Source organism: Mycobacterium sp. 4858 (assembly GCF_900240975.1).
In the GTDB taxonomy this organism is placed as follows: domain Bacteria; phylum Actinomycetota; class Actinomycetes; order Mycobacteriales; family Mycobacteriaceae; genus Mycobacterium.
The window spans coordinates 1915011-1940109 of record NZ_LT968776.1; the positions used below are offsets into that span (position 1 = coordinate 1915011).

The following is a 25099-nucleotide window of genomic DNA, read 5'->3' on the forward strand; positions in this document are numbered from 1 at the left end:
CTATCGCGTATGCGGTCGCCCACACAACGGTTGACATGGTGGCGTTAACTACAGGTTATCGTGAGGATCTTGTCGGGGAAGTCTCGGGCAGGTATAAGCCTTCTCACAACAACGATTCAGAAGACTCCGCAGAATCGCCATCACCGCTCCTAGAAGCCGGTTTTTCGGTTACTTCGTGTTCGCCGTCCTGCTCCGCGTCCGAAGCGGAGCCGCCGACGGGCGGAATACCCGCTTCACCGAGTTCTGCACGCACGGCGTCGAGGGCCGCCTGCACCGTGGGCATCTCGCGGTCCCGCGCGGCGGCGGCCCGCGACGCGGCCATGGCGTGGGCACGCAGTTCGCGGTCGATCGCGCTGACCTGCTCGCTCACCTCGGCGTTCTCCACCTCGTCCTGGGCCAGCACCGCCTTGCTCAGCACCGACTCGGCCACCAGGACGCGGGTGGCGACCAATTCCTCGGCCACCGACCGCAGGGATGACGTCACGTCGCCCGCCCAGCGGTCCAGCAGCGCACGGTCGCGCAGCAGGCTGCGGATGTTGATCACCAGGAGGGTGACCGCCAGCCCGACCGCCACGCATGTCACCGCCGTGACGACGGACAGCGCGGGGCTGAGCCGCGCGGCCAGCCCGTTCAGCAGGCGGCTCAAAGTCAGCGCCACACCCAGGCCGAAGCCGGCGCCCAGCAGCATCAGCAGCCAGGTTTCGTGCCGGCGGGATTTCAGCGGCGGCGGCGGGACGTCGACCGTCGGCAGTTCCTCGAGGGCCGGCAGGGTCGTCGCGACCCCCACCACCTGCGCGACGTCGGCGAGCTGGGTGGCGGTGCCCTCGTTCACTTCGGCGACGACCTCGCCCAGCCGGCCGCGGGTGTGCGCCTCGAAGCCGGGCATGTCGCGCCGGGACAATCCCGCGACGTCCTCCTGCAGCTCGGTGCGCACCGACGAGCAGCGGTTGCGCGCGAAGTGGGACAGCTGGACGCGCGCCTGCTGGATCTGGCCGCGCAGCGTGATCGTGCGCTCGGTTTTGGCCTCCCGCCGCTGCCGCAGCGCCGTGCTGCGCTCGTCGCGCAACGCGTCGACCCGGGCCCGCCGCCCGGCGCCGTCGGCGTCGCGGTCGAACCGCTGCGCGACGGTCTCCAACCGGAATTCCCACGCCCGCAACCTGTTTCGGCGCGCCAGTGCGGGATCGGCCAGTTGCGCCGATACGGTTTCCACCAGCTCGTCGATGTCTGGTTCGCCGACGTCGGGCAACGCGGCCGCGCCCACCCAGGGCACGCCGCCGTACCGCCGCGCGTGCGCGGCCAGCGTCTCGCGGTTGGCGGCCAGCACGTCGCGCCACGCGCGGTGCACGTCGATCTTGGACACCACCCCGACGACCACGTCGGTGTGTGCGGCGGCGGCGTCCAGCAACGCGCAGTCGGACGGCGTGAGCTGGGCGGCCGCCGAGACGACGAACACCACCGCCGTCGGCACCTCGCCGGGACCCAGCTCCGCCGACTCGACGAATTTCTGGTCAGGCAGCCGTTCGGTCAGCACCGCCGCCACCGCGCTGACCCCGGACATCCACGGTCCGGTCACCAGCACCACGTCGCGGCGGTGGACGGCGGGGGCGTCCAGCTCCGGTCCGATGCCCGCCACCAGCGCGTCGACCGCGGCCACCGGATCGTCGTGCGCCTCCCCGTTCACCGCCAGTCCCCCGGCGGCGGGGTGGGCAGCGATCCGCAGGCCTGCGACCACAACCGCATCGATCCCCGAGCGATGTCGGCGCCGCAGGCGCGGTGCAGGTCGCTGACCGACGCGCGGCTGTAGCGCTGCCACCGCACCGCGCGCGGCAGGTGCGCGGACGGGTCGCGGTTCCAGTCGGCGCGTCCCGAGTTGTCAGGGTCCAGCCCGGCCGCCTCGGCCAGGTCGACGGCGGCCGCCATCCGCGCGACCACGGTGTCGTCGTGGGACAGGAACGCACCGATCCGCTCGGCGGATTCACCCGGGCCGACGGCCAGCGCCTCCAGGTCCGCGACGGCGTCCAGCACCCGCTGGTAGCGCGCCTCGGCGCCGGCGATCGAGATGTGGGACAGGACGGCGTCGACACCGCTCGTCCGACGGAGCAGGGCCCGCACCTGCGGGACCGTTCTGCCCTGCCGGATCGCGGCGACTGCGAGCGCGATGCCGAACAGGTCCAGGGTGTCCAGCAGGCGCCGTCGCACGTCGGCCGTGACCGGGTTGTCGGCGGCCAGGAACCCGGCGAACGAACCGTCGAGCGCGGTCGCCGCGCCCGGGTGCGCGGCCAGCGTCCGCAGCGCCGCCCACAACGCGGCGTCCAGGTCGTCGAGCGCGGCGGCCGCGAGCAGGCCGGTCATCGGGACCATGGGGGCGCCCAGCACGGCCTCCAGTTCGGCGCAGCGGGTTCGCGCCGCCGCGATCGGCCCGTCGCCGCGGGACAGGGACCCGGTCAGGTCGGCCTTGTTCAGCACCGCCACCACCGGGCGTCCGGCGCCGCCGATCGCGTCGACGTCCTCGGGCTTGACCACCTCGGCGGTCACGTACACCAGCAGGTCGGCGTCGCGGTCGTCGGCGGTTGTCACCGAGACGCCCGCGGCGGCTCCGGCGCCGCCCAGCGCGCGGGCCACCGTGCCACGGCCCACGCCGGGCCGCCCCCGGACGAGCACGCGCAGCGCGGCGGCCGTTCGCTCGGCGATCTCCGTGACGCGCGGGTCGGCGTGGCCGGCGGCGAAGCGTGCCAGCTCGTCGACGAAATCCTGGTGTCCTTGTCCCCTCATATCCCCTCAAATGTCCTGCATGCGGTTCGACGGGCCCGACCCGGGGGCCGATCGGGTTCCAGCGAATGGTGGCACCTGCGTCACTTTGATGCGAGCCACCGTTTGACTGTTACCAGCTGAAGGCAACTGTTGGGTATCAATCTGGACCAGGGGCGGCTACATCACCGGTTTATGGGCCACCATGGACAAATGCATGCGCAACCCGGGGTGGAAGTGTGTCCCGACGCGCCGGAGCAGTCGGATGGGACGCGCAACCAGCGCCATCTTCCTGCATCGACCTTCCGCTCCCGACGTTCCGCCCTGTCCGACGCCCAGCGCCGGACCTGGGAACGGCTGTGGCCGGAGCTGGGCCTGTCCCTGGGCGCCCCGGCGCCCGAAGGCGCCGAGCCGCCGCTGGACACCCGGGCGTGGTTCGGTCGCCGCGCGCCGCTGGTGCTCGAGATCGGTTGCGGCAGTGGCACATCGACCTTGTCGATGGCGAAGGAAGAGCCGGGGGTGGATGTGCTCGCGGTGGAGATCTACAAGCGGGGCCTGGCTCAGCTGCTGTGCGCGATCGACCGTGAGCACGTGGGCAACATCCGGTTGATCCGCGGCAACGCGCTGGATGTGCTGCAGCGGTTGATCGCGCCCGGGTCGCTGACCGGGGTGCGGGTCTTCTTCCCCGACCCCTGGCCGAAGGCCCGTCACCACAAGCGCCGGTTTCTGCAGCCGGGCACGATTGGCCTGATCGCCGACCGGTTACTCCCTGGTGGTGTCCTCCACGTCGCGACGGACCACCCCGGCTACGCCGAACACATCGGCGCCTGCGGCGATGCCGAGCCGCGGCTGCGTCGCGCCGGTCCCGGCGCCGGGCTGCCGATCTCGGTGGTGCGGCCGACCACCAAATACGAGTCAAAGGCCCACGAAGCGGGCAGCGCCGTGACCGAATTCATCTGGCTACGACACGAGTAGGCGATGACTATGAGCCTGGCGGAAGAACAGACCGCGGCAGATCCCCTGGCGGCGTTGCCCGACGACTCGCTGGGCGGCTTCTCGCCGCCGGGCGGGCGCGTCCTGCTGGTGTGGGACGCACCCAACCTCGACATGGGGCTCGGCTCGATCCTGGGCCGGCGGCCCACCGCCCTGGAGCGTCCGCGGTTCGACGCCCTGGGACGCTGGCTGCTGGCGCGCACGGCCGAGGTCAGCGCCGCCCGGCCGGGTGTCGTGGTCGAGCCCGAGGCCACCGTCTTCACCAACATCGCACCGGGCAGCGCCGAAGTCGTGCGGCCCTGGGTCGACGCCCTGCGCAACGTAGGGTTCGCGGTGTTCGCCAAGCCGAAGATCGACGAGGACAGCGACGTCGACCGCGACATGCTCGCCCACATCGAACTGCGGCGCAGCGAAGGGCTGGCGGCGCTGGTGGTGGCCTCGGCCGACGGGCAGGCGTTTCGTCAACCGCTGGAGGAGATAGCGCGCAGCGGAGTCGCCGTCCAGGTCATCGGATTTCGCGAACATGCGAGTTGGGCGCTAGCGTCGGATACCTTGGACTTCGTCGACCTGGAAGACATCAGCGGTGTATTCCGGGAGCCATTGCCGCGAATCGGCCTGGATTCGCTGCCTGACCAGGGAGCATGGCTGCAGCCGTTCCGGCCGCTGTCCGCTCTGTTGACCGCGCGTGTGTGACACTGGCTTGGAAACCGAAAGACACCACGCGGGTCGTTAACGATCCAGTAAGGAGCTTGCGTGTTCGCCTGGTGGGGTCGAACTGTGTACCGGTACCGGTACATCGTGATCGGGGTCACGGTAGCTCTGTGCCTGCTGGGTGGGGTTTTCGGGATGAGCCTCGGCAAGCATGTCACACAGAGCGGCTTCTACGACGAGGGCAGCCAATCCGTGAAGGCCTCGGTGCTGGGCGACCAGACCTACGGCCGCGACCGCACCAGCCACATCGTCGCCACCTTCACCGCCCCGCCGGGCAAAACGGTGGACGACGCGGCATGGCGCGACAAGATCGTCTCCGAGCTCAACAAGTTCAAGGCCGACCACCCCGACCAGGTCGTCGGGTGGGCCGGCTGGCTGGCGGCCCCCGACAGCACGAACCCCCTGATCAAGGGCATGGTCAGCGAGGACAAGAAGCACACCTTCGTGTCCATCCCGCTCAAGGGTGACGACGACGACAGCATCCTCAACAATTACAAGGCCATCGCGCCCGACTTGCAGAAGCTCGACGGCGGCACCGTGCAGCTGGCCGGCCTCGAGCCCATCGCCAACGCCCTGACCGGCACCATCGCCACGGACCAGCGCCGCATGGAGGTCCTTGCTGTCCCGATGGTGGCGGTGGTCCTGTTCCTGGTGTTCGGCGGCGCGGTCGCAGCGGGCCTGCCCGCCATCGTGGGTGGGCTCAGCATCGCGGGCTCGCTGGGCATCCTGCGACTGGTCGCCGTGTTCGGGCCTGTGCACTATTTCGCCCAGCCGGTGGTGTCGCTGATCGGCCTGGGTATCGCGATCGACTACGGGCTTTTCGTGGTGAGCAGGTTCCGGGAGGAGATCGCCGAGGGCTACGACACCGAGACCGCCGTGCGGCGCACCGTGATGACGGCCGGGCGCACCGTGACGTTCTCGGCGGTCCTGATCATCGCGTCGAGCGCCAGCCTGCTGGTGCTGCCGCAGGGCTTCGTGCACTCGCTGACCTACGCGATCTTCGCCGCGGTGGGACTTGCCGCGTTGCTGTCGATCACTTTCCTGCCGGCCTGCCTGGGTATCCTCGGGCGCCACGTCGACGCGCTGGGCGTGCGGACCGCATTCCGGGTGCCGTTCCTGCGGAACTGGAGGTGGTCGCGGGCCTACCTGAACTGGCTGGCCGACCGGCTGCAGAAGACCAAGACCCGCGAAGAGGTGGAGGCCGGCTTCTGGGGCAAGCTGGTCAACTGGGTGATGAAGCGGCCGCTGGCGTTCGCCATCCCGATCGCCGTCGGCATGATCCTCCTCGTCATCCCGCTGAGCAACCTGTCGTTCGGCGGCATGAGCGAGAAGTACCTGCCGCCAACCAATTCCGTGCGCCAGGCGCAGGAACACTTCGACAAGCTCTTCCCCGGCTACCGCACCGAGCAGCTGACGATGGTGATCCAGAGCACCAACGGCAGCAAGGTCACCGACCAGCAGGTCGCCGACATCCGCAACCGGATCTCCTCGATCGGCGGGTTCACCGACAAGACCTGGGAGGAGCGGCCGTGCCCAACCGTCGCGGGCAACCCCTGCGTCGCCGGACCGAACGGGACCACGGTGCCCAAGGACGGCTCGGTGCGCGTTATTCAGAACGGCCTGCTCAATAAGAACGACGCCGCCAAGAAGATCAGCGAGCTCCGGGCGATAAATCCGCCGAAGGGCCTCAACCTCTATGTCGGCGGCACCCCCGCCCTGGAGCAGGACAGCATCCACAGCCTGTTCGACAAGGCTCCGCTGATGCTGGTGTTCCTGCTGGGCGCCACGCTGCTGTTGATGTTCCTGGCGTTCGGATCGGTGGTGTTGCCGGTCAAGGCGGTGCTGATGAGCGCGCTGACACTCGGGTCGACGATGGGCATCCTGACGTGGATCTTCGTCGACGGCCACCTGTCGGGCGTGCTCAACTTCACCCCGACCCCCCTGATGGTGGTGGTGATCGCACTGGTGGTCGCGGTGGGCTTCGGCCTGGCCACCGACTACGAGGTGTTCCTGGTGTCGCGCATGGTCGAGGCGCGCGAACGCGGCATGTCGACGGCGGAAGCGATCCGGATCGGCACCGCGACAACCGGGCGCCTGATCACGGCCGCCGCCCTGGTGCTGGCCGTGGTGGCGAGCTCGTTCGTATTCTCCGACCTGGTGCTGATGAAGTATCTGGCATTCGGCCTGATGGCGGCGCTGCTGCTGGACGCCACCGTGGTTCGCATGTTCCTGGTGCCCTCGGTGATGAAGCTGCTCGGCGACGACTGCTGGTGGGCCCCCCGCTGGGCCCGGCGGCTGCAGAACAGGATCGGGCTGGGCGAGATCGACCTGCCCGACGAGCGCAAGCGGCCCACCCTCAACGGGCGGCCCGCGCGGCCGCCGGTCGGGGCCAGCCTGGTCGCCGCCGCGCCACGCGCGCCGCACGACCCCACCCACCCCGCCGCCCTCGAGCCGTCGCGCGCGACGCGTCCGGGGCCGGCGGAGCCCAAGCCCATTCCGGATGTGCCCACGCGCGCCGCGGCCCCCCCGGCCGACGCCGCCGGCACCGCCCGCCTGCAAACCAGGCCCGGTCAGCCGACGGACCCGCAATCTCCCCCCCTCTCTATTCTCCGGCACCGTCAAATGTTTATAAGAGCCACCCCCGGGCCCGGCCGCGCCGCCGCCACCACCGTCGGGCGGCCAGACCCGGGCGATTCCGGTGCCCACCAACCGCACCGACGACCCCGCCGATGCGGCCGAACCCACCACCGCGTTCCCGTCGATGCGGCCGGAGGGTGCCGACTCCGACGCGGCCACCGAGAAGTTGAACTCCCCCGGGCAGAGCGAGAACGGCGATGCGCGCCAGCGCCGTCGCTCCGGCGGCGGCCTGTCCGCCCAGGACCTGCTGCGCCGCGAGGGACGGCTCTAAAACCGGCTAGCGGCCCGAGCCCGACTTCGCCTCGGGCTCGTCTGGTTCCGCCTGCAGGATCGCGCCGCCGGATCCGGCCTCCTCGGTCTGCTTCTCGGCCTCGGCGGCCGGATCCGGGGCGAGCAGCACCTGCATGGCGTTGTTGAGGAAGGCGACCGTAGGCACGGCCAGCAGCGCGCCGACTATTCCGCCGAGCACGCCGCCGGTGGAGATCGCCAGCACCACCCCGAGGGGGTGGATCGACACCGCGCGGCCCATCACCAGCGGCTGCAGCACGTGGGCCTCGAGTTGGTTCACCGCGATCAGCAGGCCGAGCGTGATCAGCGCGTACACGATGCCCTTGGCCAGCAGGGCGACCACCACCGCCACCAGGCCCGAGATCAGGGCACCGACGAGCGGGATGAACGCGCCCAGGAACACCAGCGAGGCCAGCGGCAGCGCCAACGGGATGCCCATGATCGCCAGGCCCGTCCCGACGCCGGCCGCATCGGTCAGGGCCACCAGGAACGTCGCGCGCACGTAGCCGGTCAGCGACCCGTAGCCGGCGCGGCCCGCCTCGCTCACCCGGTCGCGGACGTCGGCCGGGAAAATCTTGGACACGTAGGCCCAGATGTTGCGGCCGCCGTAGAGGAAGAAGATCAGCGTGAACAGCACCAGCACCGCCGCGGTGACCAACTCGGTGATGGTGGCCGCGGTGGACAAGGCGCCGCTTTCCAGCTTCGCCTGGTTGTTGCGCAGCGCCTCGATGGCGGCGTTTCCGGCGTTGTCGATCTGTTCGCTGCGCAGGTGGGCCGGGCCGTGGATGAGCCACCGCCGGGTGGACTCGATGCTGCGGGTTACCTGTTCGGTCAGGCCCGGCACGCCGTCGATGAACTGGATGACGACGAACGCGAGGATGCCGCCCAGGATCCCGAACCCGCCCAGCAGCACCAACGTCACCGCCCCACCGCGGGGCAGGCCGCGCCGGTCGAGCCAGTCCACCACCGGCAGCAGCAGCGCGCTGAGCAGCAGCGCCACCAGCACCGGGACGACGATGACCTCGAGCCTCTTCACCACCCACAGCAGCGCGATCAGCGCGGCGAGGATGATCAGCAAACGCCAGGCCCAGGCTGCGGTCTTACGGACAAGGGGTTCGACCGAAGCGTCGTCGGTGTTTGCCGGCATTGGGTGAGCCTATCCGGCGGGAGGCACCGCCAAACCTGCGAAGACCCGCCCCGACACCGGGCGGGCGGGTGCGGGTCGGCACGATCCGGTTACGACTCGGCACGATCCGGTTACGACCCCGGAACTTCCAAGACACGGTCGGAGGCGCGCGGCGATCCCCGCGCCACCTGCACCGTTACCCTAAATCACGTGTCGCACGACGCACCCGCCCGCAATCTCGACTTCCCGCGCGAAGAGGCCCCGCGCGGGAAGTACTGGTGGGTCCGATGGGTGATCCTCGGCATCGTCGCGATCGTGCTTGCCGTTGAGGTCGCGCTGGGCTGGCATCAGCTGGCCAAGGCCTGGATGAGCCTGTACGAGGCGAACTGGTGGTGGCTGCTGGCGTCGGTGGTGGCGTCGGCCGCGTCGATGCACAGCTTCGCGCAAATCCAGCGCACGTTGCTCCGATCGGCCGGCGTGCACGTCAAGCAATTGCGGTCCGAGGCCGCCATCTATGCCGCCAACTCACTGAGCACCACGCTGCCCGGGGGGCCGGTGCTGTCGGCGACGTTTTTGCTTCGGCAGCAACGGCTTTGGGGCGCTTCGACGGTGGTGGCGTCGTGGCAGCTGGTGATGGGCGGCGTCCTGCAGGCCGTGGGACTGGCGCTACTGGGGCTGGGCGGGGCGTTCTTCCTCGGCGCGAAGAACAACCCGTTCTCGTTGCTGTTCACCCTGGGCGGCTTCGTCGCGTTGCTGATCCTCGCCCAGGCGGTCGCATCGCGGCCGGAGCTCATCGACGGCATCGGCTGCCGGGTGTTGTCCTGGGTCAACTCCGTCCGGGGCCGGCCCGCCGACGCCGGTCTGGACAGGTGGCGCCAGACGCTGATGCAGCTCGAATCGGTGAGCCTGGGCCGGCGCGACCTGGGGGTGGCGTTCGGCTGGTCGATGTTCAACTGGGTCGCCGACGTGGCCTGCCTCGGCTTCGCGGCGTACGCCGCCGGGGATCACGCGTCGGTCGCCGGGCTCACGGTGGCCTACGCGGCCGCCCGCGCCGTCGGCACGATACCGCTGATGCCGGGCGGGCTGTTGGTGGTGGAGGCGGTGCTGGTGCCCGGGCTGGTGTCCAGCGGCATGTCGTTGCCCAACGCGATCTCGGCCATGTTGATCTACCGGCTGATCAGCTGGTTGCTCATGTCCGCCATCGGCTGGGTGGTGTTCTTCTTCGTGTTCCGCACCGAGAACGTCGCCGTCCCGGATGACGAGGAGGCCGCGCCGGCGGCCGAACCGACGGCGCCTCAGGGCCGGCCCGCCGGCGATCCGACGGAGACCGCCCTGCAGGGCCCGTTGCCGCCCGACCGGACCGCGGAAACCGAAAGCTAGCCGGCGGTGTTGCCGCGCGGCGGACCCGACAGCGGGCTGGCGGGTGCGGCGGGACCCGTGGCGGCCGGCGGGCCGGCCAGCGGCAGCGCCCCCGCCGCGTTGCCCGGCAGGGCGGGCAGGCCACCGGCCGCGCCCCGCGCCTGCTGCATCATGCCCATCGCCTGGGGCGGCGAGATCGGCAGCTTGCACTGCAGTGACAGGTTGGTCAGCGGCTGGGCGATCGACGTCATGTCGCCGGCAACCTTGGGGTTGGCCTCGAAGTAGGACTTCAAACCGGTCATCGACTGCGGTCCCGCCTGCTGCTGCAGCATCGAGGTCATCGTCTGGTTGGTCTCCGGGTGCGAGTCCAGGTAGTCGCCCATCGACTTGGACACCGAACCGATCGTCCGAGCGACTTCGCTGGCCGCGCACGGGTCGCCGGCGCCGGTCGCCGGTGGACCCGCCAGGACCGCCAGCGCGGCACCCGGCAGGGTGGCGGCGATCAGGCCGGCGAAGATTCTGCGGCGCCCGGTCGCGGTGCCTCTCGTCATGGAAACTCCTTCACGGTTTGCGACGTCGCGCGCAGCACCGGCGCCTCGCAAACGGCTGCAATAGACGGCCTCAACGATCGCGGAGTTCCCAGGGCCCCGCGGGCCATCCGACATCCTGCCATCGCCGTCGGCGCCCCTGCCAGCCCGCGTGAGCACGTGTGAGGAAAATCCCGCCCGGTAACCGGTTCACAACTACTTGGCAGCGTCTTGGCAACAAGCCCGTCGTTGCAGCTCAGCTGCCAGAAAGCACACATGATCCACAGGCCGCTGCGGTATCCTCGCCAGCACGCGTAAGCGACACACGGGGAGTGGAGAAATCCAGCAGTTAATGATGCGCCTCAGCCGCAGCCTGCGTAAGTACCGCTGGTTGGTCTTCGGCGGCTGGTTGCTGGCTTTGGTTCCGGCGGTCTATCTGGCCCTGACGCAGTCGGGGAACCTGACCGGCGGCGGTTTTGACGTGGCCGGTTCGCAGTCGCTGCTCGTGCACGACCAGCTCGAGGAGCTCTACCACGATCAGGGCTCATCCTCGCTGGCGTTAGTCGCAGCCCCCCGCCCGGACGCCAGCTATTCCGACATCAACGATGCGGTCGCACTGCTGCGGCGGACCGCCGCCGAGCTACCCGGCGTCTCGGAGGTGCCCAACCCCGCCCAGCGGCCCCCGCAGCCGGACCGACCGTACGTGCTGTCCCTGCGGCTGGATTCGCGGAACACCAGCGACGTGGCCAAGCAGCTGCGCACCAAGGTCGGCGTCAAGGGTGATCAGGCCGGCCAGACCGCGAACGGCCGGGTGCGGTTGTACGTGATCGGGCAGGGCGCGCTGAGCGCCGCGGCGGCGCAGAACACCAAGCACGACATCGCCGCGGCCGAGCGGTGGAACCTGCCGGTGATCCTGATCGTCCTGCTGGCCGTGTTCGGCTCGCTGGCCGCCGCGGCGATCCCCCTCGCCTTGGGCGTCTGCACGGTCGTGGTCACCATGGGCCTGGTCTATCTGCTGTCGGCCTACACGACCATGTCGGTGTTCGTGACGTCGACGGTGTCCATGTTCGGGATCGCGCTCGCGGTCGACTATTCGCTGTTCATTCTGATGCGGTTCCGTGAGGAGCTGCGCTCCGGCCGCGAGCCGCGGGAAGCCGTCGACGCCGCCATGGCCACCTCGGGGCTGGCGGTGGTGCTGTCCGGGGCGACCGTCGTCGCCTCGCTCACCGGGATCTACGTGATCAATACCCCGGCGCTGAAATCCATGGCGACCGGAGCGATTCTGGCTGTCGCCGTCGCGATGCTGACGTCGACCACGTTGACCCCGGCCGCGCTGGCGACGTTCGGCCGGTCGGCCGCCAAGAGGTCGGCCTTGCTGCACTGGTCGCGGGGGCCCGAGGGCGGCCAGTCCCGGTTCTGGAACCGCTGGATCGGCTGGGTGATGCGGCGGCCGTGGATCTCGGCGCTGGCGGCGGCGCTGGTGCTGCTGGTCATGGCCGCGCCGGCGTCCTCGATGGTGCTGGGCAACAGCCTGCTGCGCCAGTTCGACTCGGCGCACGAGATCCGTGCCGGAGTGGGCGCCGCGGCCGAGGCACTGGGCCCCGGCGCGCTGGGCCCGATCCGGGTGCTGGTGACCTTCCCGGACGGCGGCGCCGCCTCCCCCGAACACGGCCAGACCATCGTCGCGATCCGGCAACGAATGGCGCAGGCGCCCAACATCGTCTCGGTGGCGCCGCCGCAATTCGCCGAAGACAACGGCAGCGCCCTGCTGTCGGCGGTGTTGTCGGTCGACCCGGAGGACATGCGCGCCCGCGAGACCGTCGGCTGGATGCGCGCGCAGCTGCCCAAGGTGCCCGACCGCGGGACGGCGCGAGTCGACGTCGGCGGCCCGACCGCGCTGATCAAGGACTTCGACGACCAGGTGTCCAAGACCGAGCCGCTGGTACTGGCGATCGTCGCGCTCATCGCGTTCGTGATGTTGCTGGTCTCGGTCCACTCGGTGTTCTTGGCGCTGAAGGGCGTCCTGATGACCTTGCTGTCGGTCGCGGCCGCGTACGGCAGCCTGGTGATGGTGTTCCAGTGGGGCTGGCTGAAGGATCTCGGCTTCGCCCAGATCAGCTCGATCGACAGCACAGTCCCGCCGCTGGTGCTGGCGATGACGTTCGGGTTGTCGATGGACTACGAGATCTTCCTGCTGACCCGCATCCGGGAACGCTTCCTGCACTCCGGCAACACCCGCGACGCGGTGGCCTACGGCGTGAGCACCAGCGCCCGCACCATCACCAGCGCGGCCCTGATCATGATCGCCGTCTTCGTCGGCTTCGCCTTCGCCGGCATGCCGCTGGTCGCCGAGATCGGCGTGGCGTGTGCGGTGGCGATCGCGGTGGACGCCACCGTGGTGCGGCTGGTGCTGGTGCCGGCGCTGATGGCGATGTTCGCCCAGTGGAACTGGTGGCTGCCGCCGTGGCTGTCCCGGGTCCTGCCGTCGGTCGACTTCGACCGGCCGTTGCCCGCGGTCGACCTGGCCGACGTGGTCGTCATCCCCGACGACATATCGGCGCTGACGGCGCCCAACGCCGACCTGCGGATGGTGATCAAGTCGGCGGCCAAGCTCAAGCACCTCGCGCCCGACGCCATCTGCGTGACCGACCCGCTGGCCTTCACCGGCTGCGGCCGCAACGGCAGCCAGCGGCAGGGCACCCTGCTGCAGTCGCCCGACCAGGACCGGGGCCGCGATCCCGGCGAGATTCCGCATCAGGTCAACATCGAGGACGAGAAGGCGGGCGCCGGCGACCGGAAGACCAACGGCCACACCAACGGCGCCTCGGGCGCCAAGAAGCGGGCCGCCGGGCTGACGTCACGCAACGGCATCGCCAAGGCGATCGTCGGGACGGACCGTCCCGTCCACCCGGTCACGTTGTGGCGGGGCCGGCTCTCGGTCGCCATCGACGCGCTGGAGAGCGACACCGACGCCGCGGACCGGCCGGTGTACGAGCGGCTGAGCCCGGTGGAGACCACCCACGTGCAGCTGCCCACGGGAGACCGGTTGCTGGTCCCGACCGGCGCCGAGACGCTGCGCCTCAAGGGCTACCTCATCATGTGCCGTAACAGCCGCCGCGATTACGCCGACTTTGCCGATATGGTTGAAACGTTGGAGCCCGAGACCGCCGCTGTGGTGCTGTCCGGAATGGACAGGTACTACTGTTGTCAGTCGCCCAGGCGGCAGTGGATCGCCAGCCAGTTGGTGCGTCGACTCGCTGATCCCGATCCCTGGGATTTCAACGACGAGCAGGGGTCCGACGCCGACGCCCACTCGGACTGGGAGGAGATCAGGCAGCGCTGCCTGTCGGTGGCCGTGGCGATGCTGGAGGAGGCGAGGTGACGTTGGCACCTGACCGACGCCCCGCGCCGCCGCAGCGGGCAACCGATCCGCGTGGTCGCGACGCCGCGCCCAACCAGGACCTCGACCAGCCGGTGGAATTCTGGCCGACCTCCGCCATTCGCGCCGCGCTGCAGGGCGGCGACATCGCCACCTGGAAGCGCATCGCCGCCGCGTTGAAGCGCGATCCGTACGGCCGGACCGCGCGCCAGGTCGAAGAGGTGCTCGAGGGCACCCGGCCCTACGGCATCTCCAAGGCGCTGTGGGAGGTGCTGGAACGGGCCCGCACCCACCTGGAGGCCAACGAACGCGCCGAGGTGGCCCGCCACGTGCGCCTGCTGATCGACCGATCGGGCCTGGCGGAGCGGGAGTTCGCCTCCCGCATCGGGGTGGCCGCCGAGGAGCTCACCGCCTATCTGGACGGCAGCACCAGCCCGTCGGCCGCGTTGATGATCCGGATGCGGCGACTGTCGGACCGGTTCGTCAAGGTGAAGTCGGCGCGTTCGGCCGAGTCCAACTGATCGTCACCTGATCGGCAGCACGTCCGCCACCAGCCAAGCGTCGTTGTGCTTGGTCAGCGCCACGCGCAGCGCCGGCGCCGACTGGCTGGGCGGTTGCCCCGGCGTGTTCTGGGTGACCCGCAGGATCACCGCCACGCTGGCCGCCGACGGCCCCAGGGCCTCGACCCCGGCCGACAGGGTGTTGGCCTCCGCGGTGACGTTGTGCTGGGCCAGCTCGGCGCTGGACTTCGCGTACTGCTCCTTGAAGGCGGCGGCGTGCTCCGGGACGATCAGCGCCGTCGCCCGGTCGATGGAGCTGTCCGGTGCTCCCGGGGTGAAGGACGCCATCGCCTCCGCCATCCCCGTGGCAACGCGAACCACGTCGCGGGAGTCGTCCTTGAATTGCCGGTCCGACCGCGTCCAGTGGGTGTATCCGGTGACCACCGCGGCCACCAGCGCCGCCGTGCACAGGAAGACGACGGCCAGCCGCAGGCCCGGCGCGTCGTCGTCGGTTCCGACGCTGACCGAATCGCGGCGCAGCAGCCAGAAATTGACACCGACGCCCTCGACGATCAGCAGCACCAGCACCGAGCACACCGACACCCACCACAGCGGCCAGCCGAGCACCAGCCCGATCGCCAGCAATGCCGCGATAGCGGCCAGCGGGGCCAGGATGTCGAACGCGACGAGGCGCCAGATGTTTCTCATCGGATCGACTCCAGACCCGAGATCATCAGCTTGCCGTCCACGTTGCACACGTCGAGCCGCAGATTCCAGTGCACCGTCTGCGGTTTGGCGCCGGCGTTCTCGCTGACCGACGTCGCGACCAGCAGCACCGAGTCCATCCGGCTCGCGAACGGCGGCAACTTGGTCGTCACCACGGGCCTCGCTACACCGGGCTGGGTGTCCAGGTCGCGGTGGACGGTCTCGACGGCCACCGCATCGATCCGGCCGACGCTCTTGGACTGCAGCTTCCCCACCACCTGGCGGTACGGCTGCATGGCGGCGTCGAAGTCGGTGTTGAGTTCGCCAACCGTCCCGTCGTGCAGTCGCTGCAGGCTGCTGTCGACGTTGCCGCTGTTCATGTTGATCAGCACACCCGTCCAGTCCGCGGCGGTCTGCATGACGCGGGTGAGGTAACGGCGTTCGGCGGTGTCGTCGCGGTGCCCCGACCACAGGAAGAACCCGAAGACGATCGCCGCCACCGACAGCGCACCCAGCACGGCCGACGCGATGCCGTAGGGGGAGAACATCGGGCCGCCCGCGGTGTCGGGCTCGTCGGAGTCCTCGTCGAGGGCGTCGTCGGGGCCGGCGACTTCCGCCTCTTCCGGGGTCGTTGGCTCGGTGGGCTGGCCGTCGGACATGGCCCGATCGTTGCATCCGACAAAGATGGAAGGATGGCGGGGTGACTGTAGAGGCCATTCGCTCGGGCATCGACCTGAGCCACGTCGACGCCGAGACCCGCCCCCAAGACGACCTGTTCGGCCATGTCAACGGCCGCTGGCTGGCCGAATACGACATCCCGGCGGACCGGGCGACCGACGGCGCGTTTCGCCACCTGTTCGACCGCGCCGAAGAGCAGGTGCGCGACCTGATCATCGAGGCCAGCGAGACGGGCGCCGCGCGGGGCAGCGACGAGCAACGCATCGGCGACCTGTACGCCAGCTTCCTGGACGAGGCCGCCATCGAGCGCCGCGGCCTGCGGCCCCTGCTCGACGAGCTGGCCACCATCGACGCGGCCGCCGACACGGACGCCTTGGCCGCGGCGATGGGTGCGCTGCAGCGCACCGGGGTGGGCGGTGGCGTCGCGCTCTACATCGACACCGACGCCAAGAACTCGGCCCGGTATCTGGTGCACTTCACCCAGTCCGGCATCGGGTTGCCCGACGAGTCCTACTTCCGCGATGAACAGCACGCCGAGGTGCTCGCGGCCTACCCCGGCCACATTGCTCGGATGTTCGGGCTGGTGTACGGCGGCCCGTCCGAAGCGCACGCCGAAACCGCGGCCCGCATCGTCGCGCTGGAGGGCAAGCTGGCGGCCGCGCACTGGGATGTGGTCAAGCGCCGCGACGCCGACCTCAGCTACAACCTGCGGACCTTCGCGGATCTGCAGGCCGAGGGCAAGGGCTTCGACTGGGGCGGCTGGGTGAACGCGTTGGGCGGCACACCGCAGGAGTTGGCGGAAGTCGTTGTGCGCCAACCCGATTACCTCACCGCGTTTGCCACCCTGTGGGTCGGCGGCGACCTGGCGGATTGGAAGGATTGGGCCCGGTGGCGGTTGATCCGCGCCCGCGCTGCCTGGCTGACCGACGAGCTGGTCGCGGCGGACTTCGACTTCTACGGCCGCCTGCTCACCGGGGCCGAGCAGATCCGGGAACGCTGGAAGCGGGCGGTGTCGCTGGTGGAGAGCCTGATGGGCGACGCGGTGGGAAAGCTCTACGTGCAGCGGTATTTCCCGCCGGACGCCAAGGCCCGCATCGACGCGCTGGTCGACAACCTGAAGGCCGCGTACCGCCAGTCCATCAACGAGCTGGAGTGGATGACGCCGCAGACCCGGGAACGGGCGCTGGCCAAGCTGGACAAGTTCGTCGCCAAAGTCGGCTACCCGGCGAAGTGGCGTGACTACTCCAAGCTGGAGATCGACCGCGACGACCTCTACGGCAACTTCCAGCGCGGCTACGCCGTCAACCACGACCGCGAGCTGGCCAAGCTGGGCGGGCCGGTCGACAAGGACGAATGGTTCATGACGCCCCAGACGGTCAACGCCTACTACAACCCCGGGATGAACGAAATCGTCTTTCCCGCAGCCATTCTGCAGCCGCCGTTCTTCGACCCCGAGGCCGACGACGCCGCCAACTATGGCGGGATCGGCGCGGTGATCGGGCACGAGATCGGGCACGGCTTCGACGACCAGGGTGCCAAGTACGACGGCGATGGCAACCTGGTGGACTGGTGGACCGACGCCGACCGCACCGAATTCGGCGCCCGCACCAAGGCTCTCATCGAGCAGTACGACGCATACAACCCCCGCGCGTTGGGCGAGGGCCACCACGTGAACGGCGCGTTCACCGTCGGGGAGAACATCGGCGACCTGGGCGGGTTGTCGATCGCCCTGCTGGCCTACCAGCTGTCGCTCAACGGCCGGCCCGCACCCGTCATCGACGGCCTCACCGGCGTGCAGCGCGTGTTCTACGGCTGGGCCCAGGTGTGGCGCACCAAATCCCGTCAGGCGGAGGCGATCCGGCGATTGGCCACCGATCCCCATTCCCCGCCCGAGTTCCGCTGCAACGGCGTCATCCGCAACATGGACGCCTTCTACGACGCCTTCGAGGTGTCCGAGGACGACGCCTTGTTCCTCGAACCGCAGCGCCGGGTCAGGATCTGGAACTGACGGCTACGTCCACCGGCTCGATCCTGGCGGGCACGTGCTTGTGCCACGGCGTGCCCGCGTAAGGGTCACGCCCCATTGGGTCGAGGTGAGCGCGTTGGGGGCGACGCCCGCAACCAGGGTATGCCCGTCGCCGTCGACATAGTCGAGCCCAAACCCAGTTGGGCAGGGCTGCATGTCCGGCCAGCATGGTCTCGGTGATCTCGACGGTGGCCTCGGCGCTTCCGGCCGCGGTGCTGATGCGGGCCCGGCATCCCTCGACGAGTCCCAGGGCTAGTTCATCCAGTCGGCGGAGCCGTCGTTCTTCTTGTAGTTGCCGCCGCTGGAGTTCTTTACGACGATCGGGTCGCCCGGACCGAAGTTGTCGAAGAACCACTTGGCGTTGGCGGGGCTGATGTTGATGCAGCCGTGGCTGACGTCGCGCTTGCCCTGATCGTCCACCGACCAGGGCGCGCTGTGCACGTAGTCGCCGACGTTGTCGAAGCGGACCGCGTCCTCCACCGTCACCTTGTAGCCGTAGGTCGAGTTGACCGGAACCCCATAGGTCGAGGAGTCCATCACCACCGACGCCTTCTTGTCCTGCACGTAGTAGGTGCCGTTGGGGGTCTGGTGGTTACCGGACGTCATCCCCATCGACATCGGGAAGGTCTTCTCCACGGTGCCGTTACGGGTGATGGTCAACTGGTGGGTGGAGTCGTCGGCCGTGGCGATCAGCGTGTCGCCGGTCTGGAAGTTGGTCACGGTGCCGCCGGCGTCGACGGTCACCGCGGTGTGCGCGGGCCAGAAATTGATTGGGCGCCAGCGCAGCTGGGTCGGCGTCATCCAGTAGAACTTGCCCGGGACCGGCGGGACCGACGAGACGTGCACGGCGGCGATCGCGGCGCCGGCGTCGTCCACGGGTCCGGGGAAGTTGATGATGATCGGCTGGCCCACCCCCACGGTCGAGCCGCCCTTGGGCACGAAAGAGGGCGGCCCGAACGGCGCCGTGCCGGTGAACGGGGTGGGGTTCTGCCCGTCGGCCGAGGCCGCCGCCGGCTGCGCCCACCGCCGAAGCCGCGCTCAACACCAGCGCCAGCCCCGTCACAGAAGCCAATCCGGCTGCGGTCAGGGCGGCCGAAAGCCTCCCTCGCGTCCAGCCCGACATATGCATCCCTCCACGCTCGAGTTCCTGACACAGTGTGGCACAGGGGGCACGCCAGCTAACAAATTCGACGCCGCGCGGCGGCCGGTTGCACCGGCATTTGCGCCGTTGAACTGCCCAGCTATGAATCGCGTGAGCTTGTCGGCGCAACGTCGAACGCGTGACGGTTGGCCGCCGTGCCGACCAGCGCCAACGCCATCAAGCCGGCCGACGCGGCCAGCATGAGGACGACGTTGCGTTCATAGAGCAGGCCGCCCGCCAGCGCGCCCGCCATGATGCCCACCTGGAACGCCGTCACGTACAGCCCCGACGCCCCGTCGGGATCGTCGGCCCCGCTGCGCATCGCCGCGGACTGCATCATCGGCGAGACCGCGGTGGCCATCGCTCCCCAGAGCACGATCGCGGCCGTCCCGATCAGGGCCGCCACGGCGGCGGGCCGGCCCCCCAGCGCCAGCGCGGTCAGCACGACGAACGCGGCCGTCAAACCGGCCATGCATCCGATGATCGCGCCCTTGGGCCGACGGTCGAGGGGCCGCGCCACCAGGCCGACAGCCAGCACCCCCGCGGCGCCGTAGGCGGCCAGCACCCACGCCAGGTTCGGGCCGCGCACACCGACGACTTCCCGGATGATCTCCACGATGTAGGTGTAGGAGACAAAGTGGCCGGTCACGCCGACCATGGTGATGATGCTGACGATGATCAGCCGGCGGTTGCGGTGGTGCCGCGACCGCGGGCCAACACACTTGAGCTGGTCCTCGGTGAGCACCATCTCCGGCAGCATCACCCGGGCCGCCACCGTGACGACGGCGGCCGCCACGGTCACGCACACCACCGCCACGCGCCAGCCCCACATCAGGCTCATGGCCGCGGTCAGCGGGCTTCCGACCACCAGGGCGAGGCTCGTTCCGACGTAGATCGACATCGTCGCGCGGCCGGCGTGGCTCGGCGGCACCAAGCGGGTGGCGATCGGGGCGATGACCGACCACAGCAGGCCGTGGGTGATCGCGCAGAGCACCCGGCCGGCGGCCAGCACCGCGAAGGTGGGCGCCACGGCCGAGATCAGCTGCGAGACGGTCAGGCAGGTCAGGCTCGCCACCAGCACCCGGCGGCGCGGCAGATGGGCGGTCCAGCGCACCAGCGGGATGGTGGTCAGGGCGGCCACCAGGGCGTACCAGGACAGCAGCGTGCCCACCACGACCAGGCTGACGTGCAGGTTGCGGGCGATGGCCGGCAAAGCGCCGACGGGCAGGATCTCGGCGGTGACATAGGTGAAGGCCGCGGCGGCCAGCACAACGAGCTGAGCCGCGATCCGTGGGGTCCACGTTCGCGCGGCAGCATTCGTTTCGGCAGTCATGGCGTCGGTATCGGCCGGGCTACCCAATTCTTGGGTTGTCGCGCCTAATGCGATCACACTGCCTTACCGTACGGACCGCAACTGCGGCTCCCCCCTTGTCAGGGCCGGAACGCAGGTCTCAACTAGGTACCAATCAGGAACGGACCAGCCGCGCGATGGCGGCGGAGGCCTCGGCGAGCTTCTCATCGGCGTCGTCCCCGCCCTCGGCCACGGCCCGGGTGACGCAGTGGTTCAGGTGCTCGTCCAGCAAATTCAACGCGACCGACCGCAGCGCGCTGTTGACGGCGCTGATCTGGGTGAGGACGTCGATGCAGTACTTGTCTTCCTCGATCATCCGCGCGATGCCGCGCACCTGTCCCTCGATGCGCCGCAGCCGCTTGGCGTAGTTGTCCTTCTGCTGCGAATATCCGTGCGCGTTCGTCATCCGTCCTTCACCTCTGCCCCTATGCGCGCCCGCCGCGCGTGCCGGGCCGGCGTCACCCCAACCACTTTATACCCCGCCCGGGTATGACCCGCGCATTTGCCGTCGGGCCAGGTCACGCATACTTACACGATGGCCACAGCACGCGATACGAGCGCAGTCACCGACATCAAACCCCGCAGTCGTGACGTCACCGACGGCCTGGAGAAGGCCGCCGCCCGCGGCATGTTGCGGGCGGTAGGCATGGGTGACGAGGACTTCGCCAAGCCGCAGATCGGGGTGGCGTCGTCGTGGAACGAGATCACGCCGTGCAACCTCTCGCTGGACCGGCTCGCCAAGGCGGTCAAGGAGGGGGTCTTCGCGGCCGGCGGCTTCCCGCTGGAGTTCGGCACCATCTCGGTGTCCGACGGGATCTCGATGGGCCATGAGGGCATGCACTTCTCGCTGGTGTCGCGCGAGGTGATCGCGGACAGCGTCGAGACCGTGATGCAGGCCGAGCGCCTCGACGGCTCGGTGCTGCTGGCCGGCTGCGACAAGTCCCTGCCCGGCATGCTGATGGCCGCCGCGCGCCTGGACCTGGCGGCAGTCTTCCTGTACGCAGGTTCCATCCTGCCGGGGCGGGCCAAGTTGTCCGACGGGACCGAGCGCGAGGTCACCATCATCGACGCGTTCGAGGCCGTGGGCGCGTGCGCCCGCGGCTTGATGCCCCGCGAGGACGTCGACGCCATCGAGCGCGCGATCTGCCCCAGTGAGGGTGCCTGCGGCGGCATGTACACCGCCAACACGATGGCCAGCGCCGCGGAGGCCCTCGGCATGTCGTTGCCCGGCAGCGCGGCGCCCCCGGCCACCGACTACCGCCGCGACGGGTTCGCCCGGCGCAGCGGCCAGGCTGTCGTGGAGCTGCTGCGGCGCGGCATCACCGCCCGCGACATCCTGACCAAGGAGGCGTTCGAAAACGCCATCGCGGTGGTGATGGCGTTCGGCGGCTCGACCAACGCCGTGTTGCACCTGCTGGCGATCGCGCACGAGGCCGACGTCGAGCTGACGCTCGACGACTTCAGCCGGATCGGGTCGAAGGTTCCGCACCTGGCCGACGTCAAACCGTTCGGCCGCCACGTCATGTCGCATGTCGACCAGATCGGCGGTGTGCCGGTGGCGATGAAGGCGCTGCTGGACGCGGGCCTGCTGCACGGGGACTGCCTGACGGTGACTGGCCAGACCGTGGCCGAGAACCTGGCCGCGATCGACCCACCCGACCCCGACGGCAAGGTGCTGCGGGCGCTGGACAATCCCATCCACCCGACCGGCGGCATCACGATCCTGCGCGGGTCGCTGGCACCCGAGGGCGCGGTGGTCAAGTCCGCCGGCTTCGACTCTGACGTGTTCGAGGGCACGGCAAGGGTTTTCGACGGCGAGCGGGCCGCGCTGGACGCCCTCGAGGACGGGACGATCACCAAGGGCGACGCCGTGGTGATCCGCTACGAGGGCCCCAAGGGCGGGCCCGGCATGCGCGAAATGCTCGCCATCACCGGCGCGATCAAGGGCGCCGGACTGGGCAAGGACGTGCTGCTGCTGACCGACGGCCGCTTCTCCGGCGGAACGACCGGCCTGTGCGTGGGGCACATCGCGCCCGAGGCGGTCGACGCCGGGCCGATCGCATTCCTGCGCGACGGCGACCCGATCCGCCTGGACGTCGCGAACCGGGTGCTCGACGTGCTGGTCGATCCGGACGAATTCGATTCCCGCCGAGCGGGTTTCACCCCTCCACCGGCGCGCTACAAGACGGGCGTACTGGCCAAGTACGTCAAGCTGGTGAGCTCGGCGGCGATCGGCGCGGTCTGCGGATAGTCCCGATCGCCGCCTGGCTCAACGGGTTTGGCGATTATGCGTGGGCGGCCGCCGCGCGCGTGCGCCTACCGAAGTAGGTGGCGTTGAGGCCCAGCACCGTCAGCAACGCACCTGCGACGACGTTCGACCACAACGTGCCGGCGGTCAGCGCGACGTCCCGCAGGATCCACGGCGAGACGATGGCCCACACGCCGAGCGCCGGCATCGTCCAGGTCAGGCCGTGTGCGCGGTCTAGCGCCGTTGCGAACCCGTACGCCAGGAACGCCGCCGCGATCCCGACGATCAGGTCGGACGTGGCAAGCGATGCCGTCGCGCCGAAGCCCACCATCCACGGTGACGCGGCCACGTACAGGCCCGTCAGCAGCGCCAGCCCGAAGGTGACGTGCGCACTCATCGACTCGGCGGCGCGGTCGTAGCCCGCCCGCAGAGCCAACAAATCCGGGTGGTGATCGATTGATGAATGGACTGTACTCATTTTGTGACCTTTCTGTTATGCAGCAAGCCTTTTGAGCCGGCTGCACCCATCCATCTGCGATCAAGATTACGCCCGGCCGGTGCGCGCCAGCAATGACATCCGCGCCGTCCGGAGCCGGCCGCCGAGGGGAAATTGACCGGCCGCGTAGCGTCGTAAGACATGGACATCGCCGACCGCCTGCGCCTTGACGTTCCGGTGGCGCAGGCCGGCATGGGCGGTGGGCTGGCGGGTGCGGCGCTGGCGGCCGCGGTCGCCGAAGCGGGCGGCCTGGGCACCCTGGGCCTGGCCACGCCCCGCCAGCTGCGCGCGGCCATCGACGAGGTCCGCGAGCGGGCCCGGGGCCGCGCGGTCGCGGTGAACCTGTTGATGCCCTTCGTTCACCGCGCGCACGTTGCGGTCTGTGTCGAGACCGGCGTCGACGTGGTCGTGCTGGCGTTCGGCGAAAAGCGGGGGCTCGTCGCGCACCTTCGCGACGCCGGCATCTTCGTGTTCGTGATGGTCGGCACCGCGGCGCAGGCGGGCGCCGCGATCGGTTGGGGCGCTGACGGTTTGATCGCTCAGGGCCGCGAGGCCGGCGGCCACCTCGTCGGGACCATGCCGGCGCTGCAGTTCCTGCCGCGGGCGCTCGCGGCGGCCGGCCGCCGCCCCGTCTTTCTCGCCGGCGGCATCGCCACCGGCGCCGACACCGCGGCCGCCCTGGCCGCGGGCGCGGGTGGGGTCGTCGCGGGTACGCGGTTCCTCATGACGCACGAGGCCAACGCCAACCGGGAATACCAGCGGCGAGTGGCCAACGCGGACAAGACGATCGAGACCAACCTGTTCGGCCTGAGCTGGCCGCTGCGTCATCGCGTCGTGCCCAACGCCGCAACGCTGCGCTGGTGCCGCGACGACGGCTGGGCGAAGGCCTTACCGGCGGCCATCAACTCGGCCAGCCGCCCCCTGACCGCGCTGGGCTACTTCGACGCCGGCGCCTTGATGCGTCTGCAGTCGCCGACCCGGCCGTTGCTCACGCCGCTCGCGCCGCTCGCCACCATGCCCGATGCATGGGTGGACCGTTCGGCGCTGTACGCCGGTGAAACCGCGCTTCGCATCCGCGAACTCACCTCCGCCGCACAGGCGGTCGCCGAGCTCAGCCCGCGTTAGCGCACCAGCGCGAGCGCGAAACCGTCCCAGCGCTTGGCGCCGACCGTCTGGATCACCGCCGTGTCCAGCCGTGGGTGCTCACCCATCAGCTGCAACGTCTGGCGCACCGCGTCCGCCTGGGCGTTGCCTTGCGGCTCGAGGATCTGGCCCTCTCGAATTACGTTGTCCACCACGATGAGTGCGCCGGGACGGGCCAGCCGGACCGCCCAGTCCAGGTACGCGACGTAGTTCTCCTTGTCGGCGTCGATGAACACCAGGTCGAAGGGACCGCCGTCCACCGTCGGCAACGTGTCCAGTGCGGCGCCGACGATCACGTCCACCCGGTCGGCGAGGCCCGCCCGCTCCAAGTTGGCCCGGGCCACCTCGGCGTGCCTGGGCTCGTATTCCAGGGTCACCACCCGGCCCTGCGGGCCGGCGCCGCGCGCCAGCCAGATGGTGCTGTAGCCGCCCAGCGTGCCGATCTCAAGGATGCGCTGCGCCTGGATGGCACCGGCCAGCAGGCTCAGAAACTTGCCCTGCTGGGCCGACACGGCGATCTGCGGCAGGCCGGCCGCGTCGCTGGCCTGTACCGCCGCGCTCAGGGCCGGGTCGTCGCCGACCACGGTGTCGTTGAGGAAGTCGTCGACGTCTTGGGGGGTTGGTTTCTGGGTCATGCCACAACGCTAGCCGCGCGGGAGCCGACGGCGCGATCGGTATCGGAGCGGTCACGGCCATTTACCAGATACCCATGGGGGGTATAAAGTGGGCGGCGTGGCCGATCACAGCCGCAGAAGTCCACGACAAGGAAAAGGTGAGCGAAATGGCAAATTACGAAGCAGGCACGGAGCTGACCTGTGGCCACGAGGGCTGCGGGTGTCGCGTTCGTATCGAGGTGCCCTGCCACTGCTCCGGTTCGGGTGAGCCGTACCGCTGCACCTGCGGCGACGAGCTGACGCCGGTCAAGTAGTCCGCGCGCCGGTCGTCCGTTCGGGCCGGATCCTTCGCGCTTCAGCGTCGAGTGTGCGTCCAGGGCGGCGACACGCCGGGGAACCCCACCCTGAGCGCACAGCCAAAGCCCTGCA

General features: G+C 69.8%; 19 protein-coding genes and 3 pseudogenes. 10 read left to right on the forward strand and 12 right to left on the reverse strand.

Annotated features, from left to right (window positions below; genetic code table 11):
- Positions 1 to 103: 103 nt before the first annotated feature.
- Positions 104 to 1681: a hypothetical protein gene (locus tag C1737_RS17515; protein ID WP_102420000.1), complete on the reverse strand. Its 1578-nt coding sequence runs from the start codon at positions 1679 to 1681 to the stop codon at positions 104 to 106.
- Positions 1678 to 2772 carry a hypothetical protein gene (locus C1737_RS17520; protein ID WP_102419026.1) on the reverse strand — a complete coding sequence of 365 codons (1095 nt, stop codon included), beginning with the start codon at positions 2770 to 2772 and terminating at the stop codon, positions 1678 to 1680. The genes C1737_RS17515 and C1737_RS17520 overlap by 4 nt, the downstream gene beginning before the upstream one ends.
- Before the next feature lie 171 nt (positions 2773 to 2943).
- Here C1737_RS17520 and trmB point away from each other — a divergent pair, with 171 nt between their 5' ends.
- From trmB to C1737_RS17535, 3 genes and pseudogenes are all read left to right on the forward strand, one after another.
- Positions 2944 to 3723, forward strand: a complete 780-nt coding sequence (trmB, locus tag C1737_RS17525) for a tRNA (guanosine(46)-N7)-methyltransferase TrmB (protein ID WP_197516365.1) — start codon at positions 2944 to 2946, stop codon at positions 3721 to 3723.
- 3 nt (positions 3724 to 3726) lie between these two features.
- Positions 3727 to 4434, forward strand: a complete 708-nt coding sequence (locus C1737_RS17530) for an NYN domain-containing protein (protein ID WP_369804433.1) — start codon at positions 3727 to 3729, stop codon at positions 4432 to 4434.
- A gap of 60 nt (positions 4435 to 4494) precedes the next feature.
- Positions 4495 to 7360 (forward strand): annotated as a pseudogene (locus C1737_RS17535) (MMPL family transporter).
- Between the two features lie 6 nt (positions 7361 to 7366).
- Here C1737_RS17535 and C1737_RS17540 read toward each other — a convergent pair.
- The gene (locus tag C1737_RS17540) at positions 7367 to 8524 is read right to left on the reverse strand and encodes an AI-2E family transporter (RefSeq protein WP_067918935.1); all 1158 of its coding nucleotides are present in this window, start codon (positions 8522 to 8524) and stop codon (positions 7367 to 7369) included.
- 189 nt (positions 8525 to 8713) lie between these two features.
- Here C1737_RS17540 and C1737_RS17545 point away from each other — a divergent pair, with 189 nt between their 5' ends.
- Positions 8714 to 9883: a TIGR00374 family protein gene (locus C1737_RS17545; RefSeq protein WP_068096485.1), complete on the forward strand. Its 1170-nt coding sequence runs from the start codon at positions 8714 to 8716 to the stop codon at positions 9881 to 9883.
- Here C1737_RS17545 and C1737_RS17550 read toward each other — a convergent pair.
- A complete protein-coding gene (locus C1737_RS17550; protein ID WP_102419027.1) occupies positions 9880 to 10413 on the reverse strand; it encodes a hemophore in 534 nt (177 codons plus the stop codon). The genes C1737_RS17545 and C1737_RS17550 overlap by 4 nt on opposite strands.
- 328 nt (positions 10414 to 10741) lie before the next feature.
- On the opposite strand from C1737_RS17550, the gene C1737_RS17555 reads away from it, so the two are divergent.
- Both C1737_RS17555 and C1737_RS17560 read left to right on the forward strand, forming a co-directional pair.
- Complete coding sequence (locus C1737_RS17555; RefSeq protein WP_102419028.1) at positions 10742 to 13771, forward strand: MMPL family transporter; 3030 nt, start codon at positions 10742 to 10744, stop codon at positions 13769 to 13771.
- Positions 13768 to 14289 carry a hypothetical protein gene (locus C1737_RS17560; RefSeq protein ID WP_067918931.1) on the forward strand — a complete coding sequence of 174 codons (522 nt, stop codon included), beginning with the start codon at positions 13768 to 13770 and terminating at the stop codon, positions 14287 to 14289. The genes C1737_RS17555 and C1737_RS17560 overlap by 4 nt, the downstream gene beginning before the upstream one ends.
- Positions 14290 to 14292: 3 nt before the next feature.
- On the opposite strand, the gene C1737_RS17565 is transcribed toward C1737_RS17560, so the two are convergent.
- Together C1737_RS17565 and C1737_RS17570 are read right to left on the reverse strand one after the other, a co-directional pair.
- Positions 14293 to 14976, reverse strand: a complete 684-nt coding sequence (locus C1737_RS17565) for a hypothetical protein (protein WP_102419029.1) — start codon at positions 14974 to 14976, stop codon at positions 14293 to 14295.
- Positions 14973 to 15632: a hypothetical protein gene (locus C1737_RS17570; RefSeq protein ID WP_102419030.1), complete on the reverse strand. Its 660-nt coding sequence runs from the start codon at positions 15630 to 15632 to the stop codon at positions 14973 to 14975. The genes C1737_RS17565 and C1737_RS17570 overlap by 4 nt, the downstream gene beginning before the upstream one ends.
- Before the next feature lie 41 nt (positions 15633 to 15673).
- On the opposite strand from C1737_RS17570, the gene C1737_RS17575 reads away from it, so the two are divergent.
- The gene (locus C1737_RS17575) at positions 15674 to 17659 is read left to right on the forward strand and encodes a M13 family metallopeptidase (protein ID WP_102419031.1); all 1986 of its coding nucleotides are present in this window, start codon (positions 15674 to 15676) and stop codon (positions 17657 to 17659) included.
- Here C1737_RS17575 and C1737_RS26735 read toward each other — a convergent pair.
- The 4 genes and pseudogenes from C1737_RS26735 to C1737_RS17595 form a co-directional block, all read right to left on the reverse strand.
- Positions 17643 to 17939: pseudogene (locus C1737_RS26735) on the reverse strand (molybdopterin dinucleotide binding domain-containing protein); the annotation flags it as partial. The gene C1737_RS17575 and the pseudogene C1737_RS26735 sit on opposite strands and share 17 nt — an antisense overlap.
- Positions 17930 to 18800, reverse strand: a pseudogene (locus tag C1737_RS17585) (L,D-transpeptidase family protein). The pseudogenes C1737_RS17585 and C1737_RS26735, both read right to left, overlap by 10 nt.
- A 118-nt stretch (positions 18801 to 18918) precedes the next feature.
- A complete protein-coding gene (locus tag C1737_RS17590; RefSeq protein ID WP_067925013.1) occupies positions 18919 to 20151 on the reverse strand; it encodes an MFS transporter in 1233 nt (410 codons plus the stop codon).
- A gap of 133 nt (positions 20152 to 20284) precedes the next feature.
- On the reverse strand, positions 20285 to 20575 hold the full coding sequence (locus C1737_RS17595; RefSeq protein ID WP_067925010.1) for a metal-sensitive transcriptional regulator: 291 nt from the start codon (positions 20573 to 20575) through the stop codon (positions 20285 to 20287).
- A 129-nt stretch (positions 20576 to 20704) separates the two neighbouring features.
- On the opposite strand from C1737_RS17595, the gene ilvD reads away from it, so the two are divergent.
- Positions 20705 to 22420, forward strand: a complete 1716-nt coding sequence (gene ilvD, locus C1737_RS17600; RefSeq protein ID WP_102419032.1) for a dihydroxy-acid dehydratase — start codon at positions 20705 to 20707, stop codon at positions 22418 to 22420.
- A gap of 34 nt (positions 22421 to 22454) precedes the next feature.
- Here ilvD and C1737_RS17605 read toward each other — a convergent pair whose 3' ends face one another.
- Entirely contained in the window at positions 22455 to 22895 is a 441-nt protein-coding gene (locus tag C1737_RS17605) for an SPW repeat protein (RefSeq protein ID WP_102419033.1), read from the reverse strand.
- A 159-nt stretch (positions 22896 to 23054) separates the two neighbouring features.
- On the opposite strand from C1737_RS17605, the gene C1737_RS17610 reads away from it, so the two are divergent.
- A complete protein-coding gene (locus tag C1737_RS17610) occupies positions 23055 to 24038 on the forward strand; it encodes a nitronate monooxygenase (protein ID WP_102419034.1) in 984 nt (327 codons plus the stop codon).
- On the opposite strand, the gene C1737_RS17615 is transcribed toward C1737_RS17610, so the two are convergent.
- Complete coding sequence (locus C1737_RS17615) at positions 24035 to 24691, reverse strand: O-methyltransferase (protein ID WP_102419035.1); 657 nt, start codon at positions 24689 to 24691, stop codon at positions 24035 to 24037. The two genes, C1737_RS17610 and C1737_RS17615, sit on opposite strands and share 4 nt — an antisense overlap.
- 146 nt (positions 24692 to 24837) lie before the next feature.
- Here C1737_RS17615 and mymT point away from each other — a divergent pair, with 146 nt between their 5' ends.
- Positions 24838 to 24984: a metallothionein MymT gene (mymT, locus tag C1737_RS17620; RefSeq protein WP_073877879.1), complete on the forward strand. Its 147-nt coding sequence runs from the start codon at positions 24838 to 24840 to the stop codon at positions 24982 to 24984.
- Positions 24985 to 25099 lie beyond the last annotated feature (115 nt).

Coding starts and splice junctions, on each gene's coding strand:
- C1737_RS17520 (WP_102419026.1), bottom strand. CDS start 2,772: ATGAGGGGACAAGGACACCAGGATTTCGTCGACGAGCTGGCACGCTTC.
- C1737_RS17565 (WP_102419029.1), bottom strand. CDS start 14,976: ATGAGAAACATCTGGCGCCTCGTCGCGTTCGACATCCTGGCCCCGCTG.
- C1737_RS17615 (WP_102419035.1), bottom strand. CDS start 24,691: ATGACCCAGAAACCAACCCCCCAAGACGTCGACGACTTCCTCAACGAC.
- C1737_RS17555 (WP_102419028.1), top strand. CDS start 10,742: ATGATGCGCCTCAGCCGCAGCCTGCGTAAGTACCGCTGGTTGGTCTTC.
- C1737_RS17595 (WP_067925010.1), bottom strand. CDS start 20,575: ATGACGAACGCGCACGGATATTCGCAGCAGAAGGACAACTACGCCAAG.
- C1737_RS17610 (WP_102419034.1), top strand. CDS start 23,055: ATGGACATCGCCGACCGCCTGCGCCTTGACGTTCCGGTGGCGCAGGCC.
- C1737_RS17540 (WP_067918935.1), bottom strand. CDS start 8,524: ATGCCGGCAAACACCGACGACGCTTCGGTCGAACCCCTTGTCCGTAAG.
- ilvD (WP_102419032.1), top strand. CDS start 20,705: ATGGCCACAGCACGCGATACGAGCGCAGTCACCGACATCAAACCCCGC.
- mymT (WP_073877879.1), top strand. CDS start 24,838: ATGGCAAATTACGAAGCAGGCACGGAGCTGACCTGTGGCCACGAGGGC.
- C1737_RS17530 (WP_369804433.1), top strand. CDS start 3,727: ATGACTATGAGCCTGGCGGAAGAACAGACCGCGGCAGATCCCCTGGCG.
- C1737_RS17605 (WP_102419033.1), bottom strand. CDS start 22,895: ATGAGTACAGTCCATTCATCAATCGATCACCACCCGGATTTGTTGGCT.
- trmB (WP_197516365.1), top strand. CDS start 2,944: ATGGGCCACCATGGACAAATGCATGCGCAACCCGGGGTGGAAGTGTGT.
- C1737_RS17550 (WP_102419027.1), bottom strand. CDS start 10,413: ATGACGAGAGGCACCGCGACCGGGCGCCGCAGAATCTTCGCCGGCCTG.
- C1737_RS17590 (WP_067925013.1), bottom strand. CDS start 20,151: ATGACTGCCGAAACGAATGCTGCCGCGCGAACGTGGACCCCACGGATC.
- C1737_RS17570 (WP_102419030.1), bottom strand. CDS start 15,632: ATGTCCGACGGCCAGCCCACCGAGCCAACGACCCCGGAAGAGGCGGAA.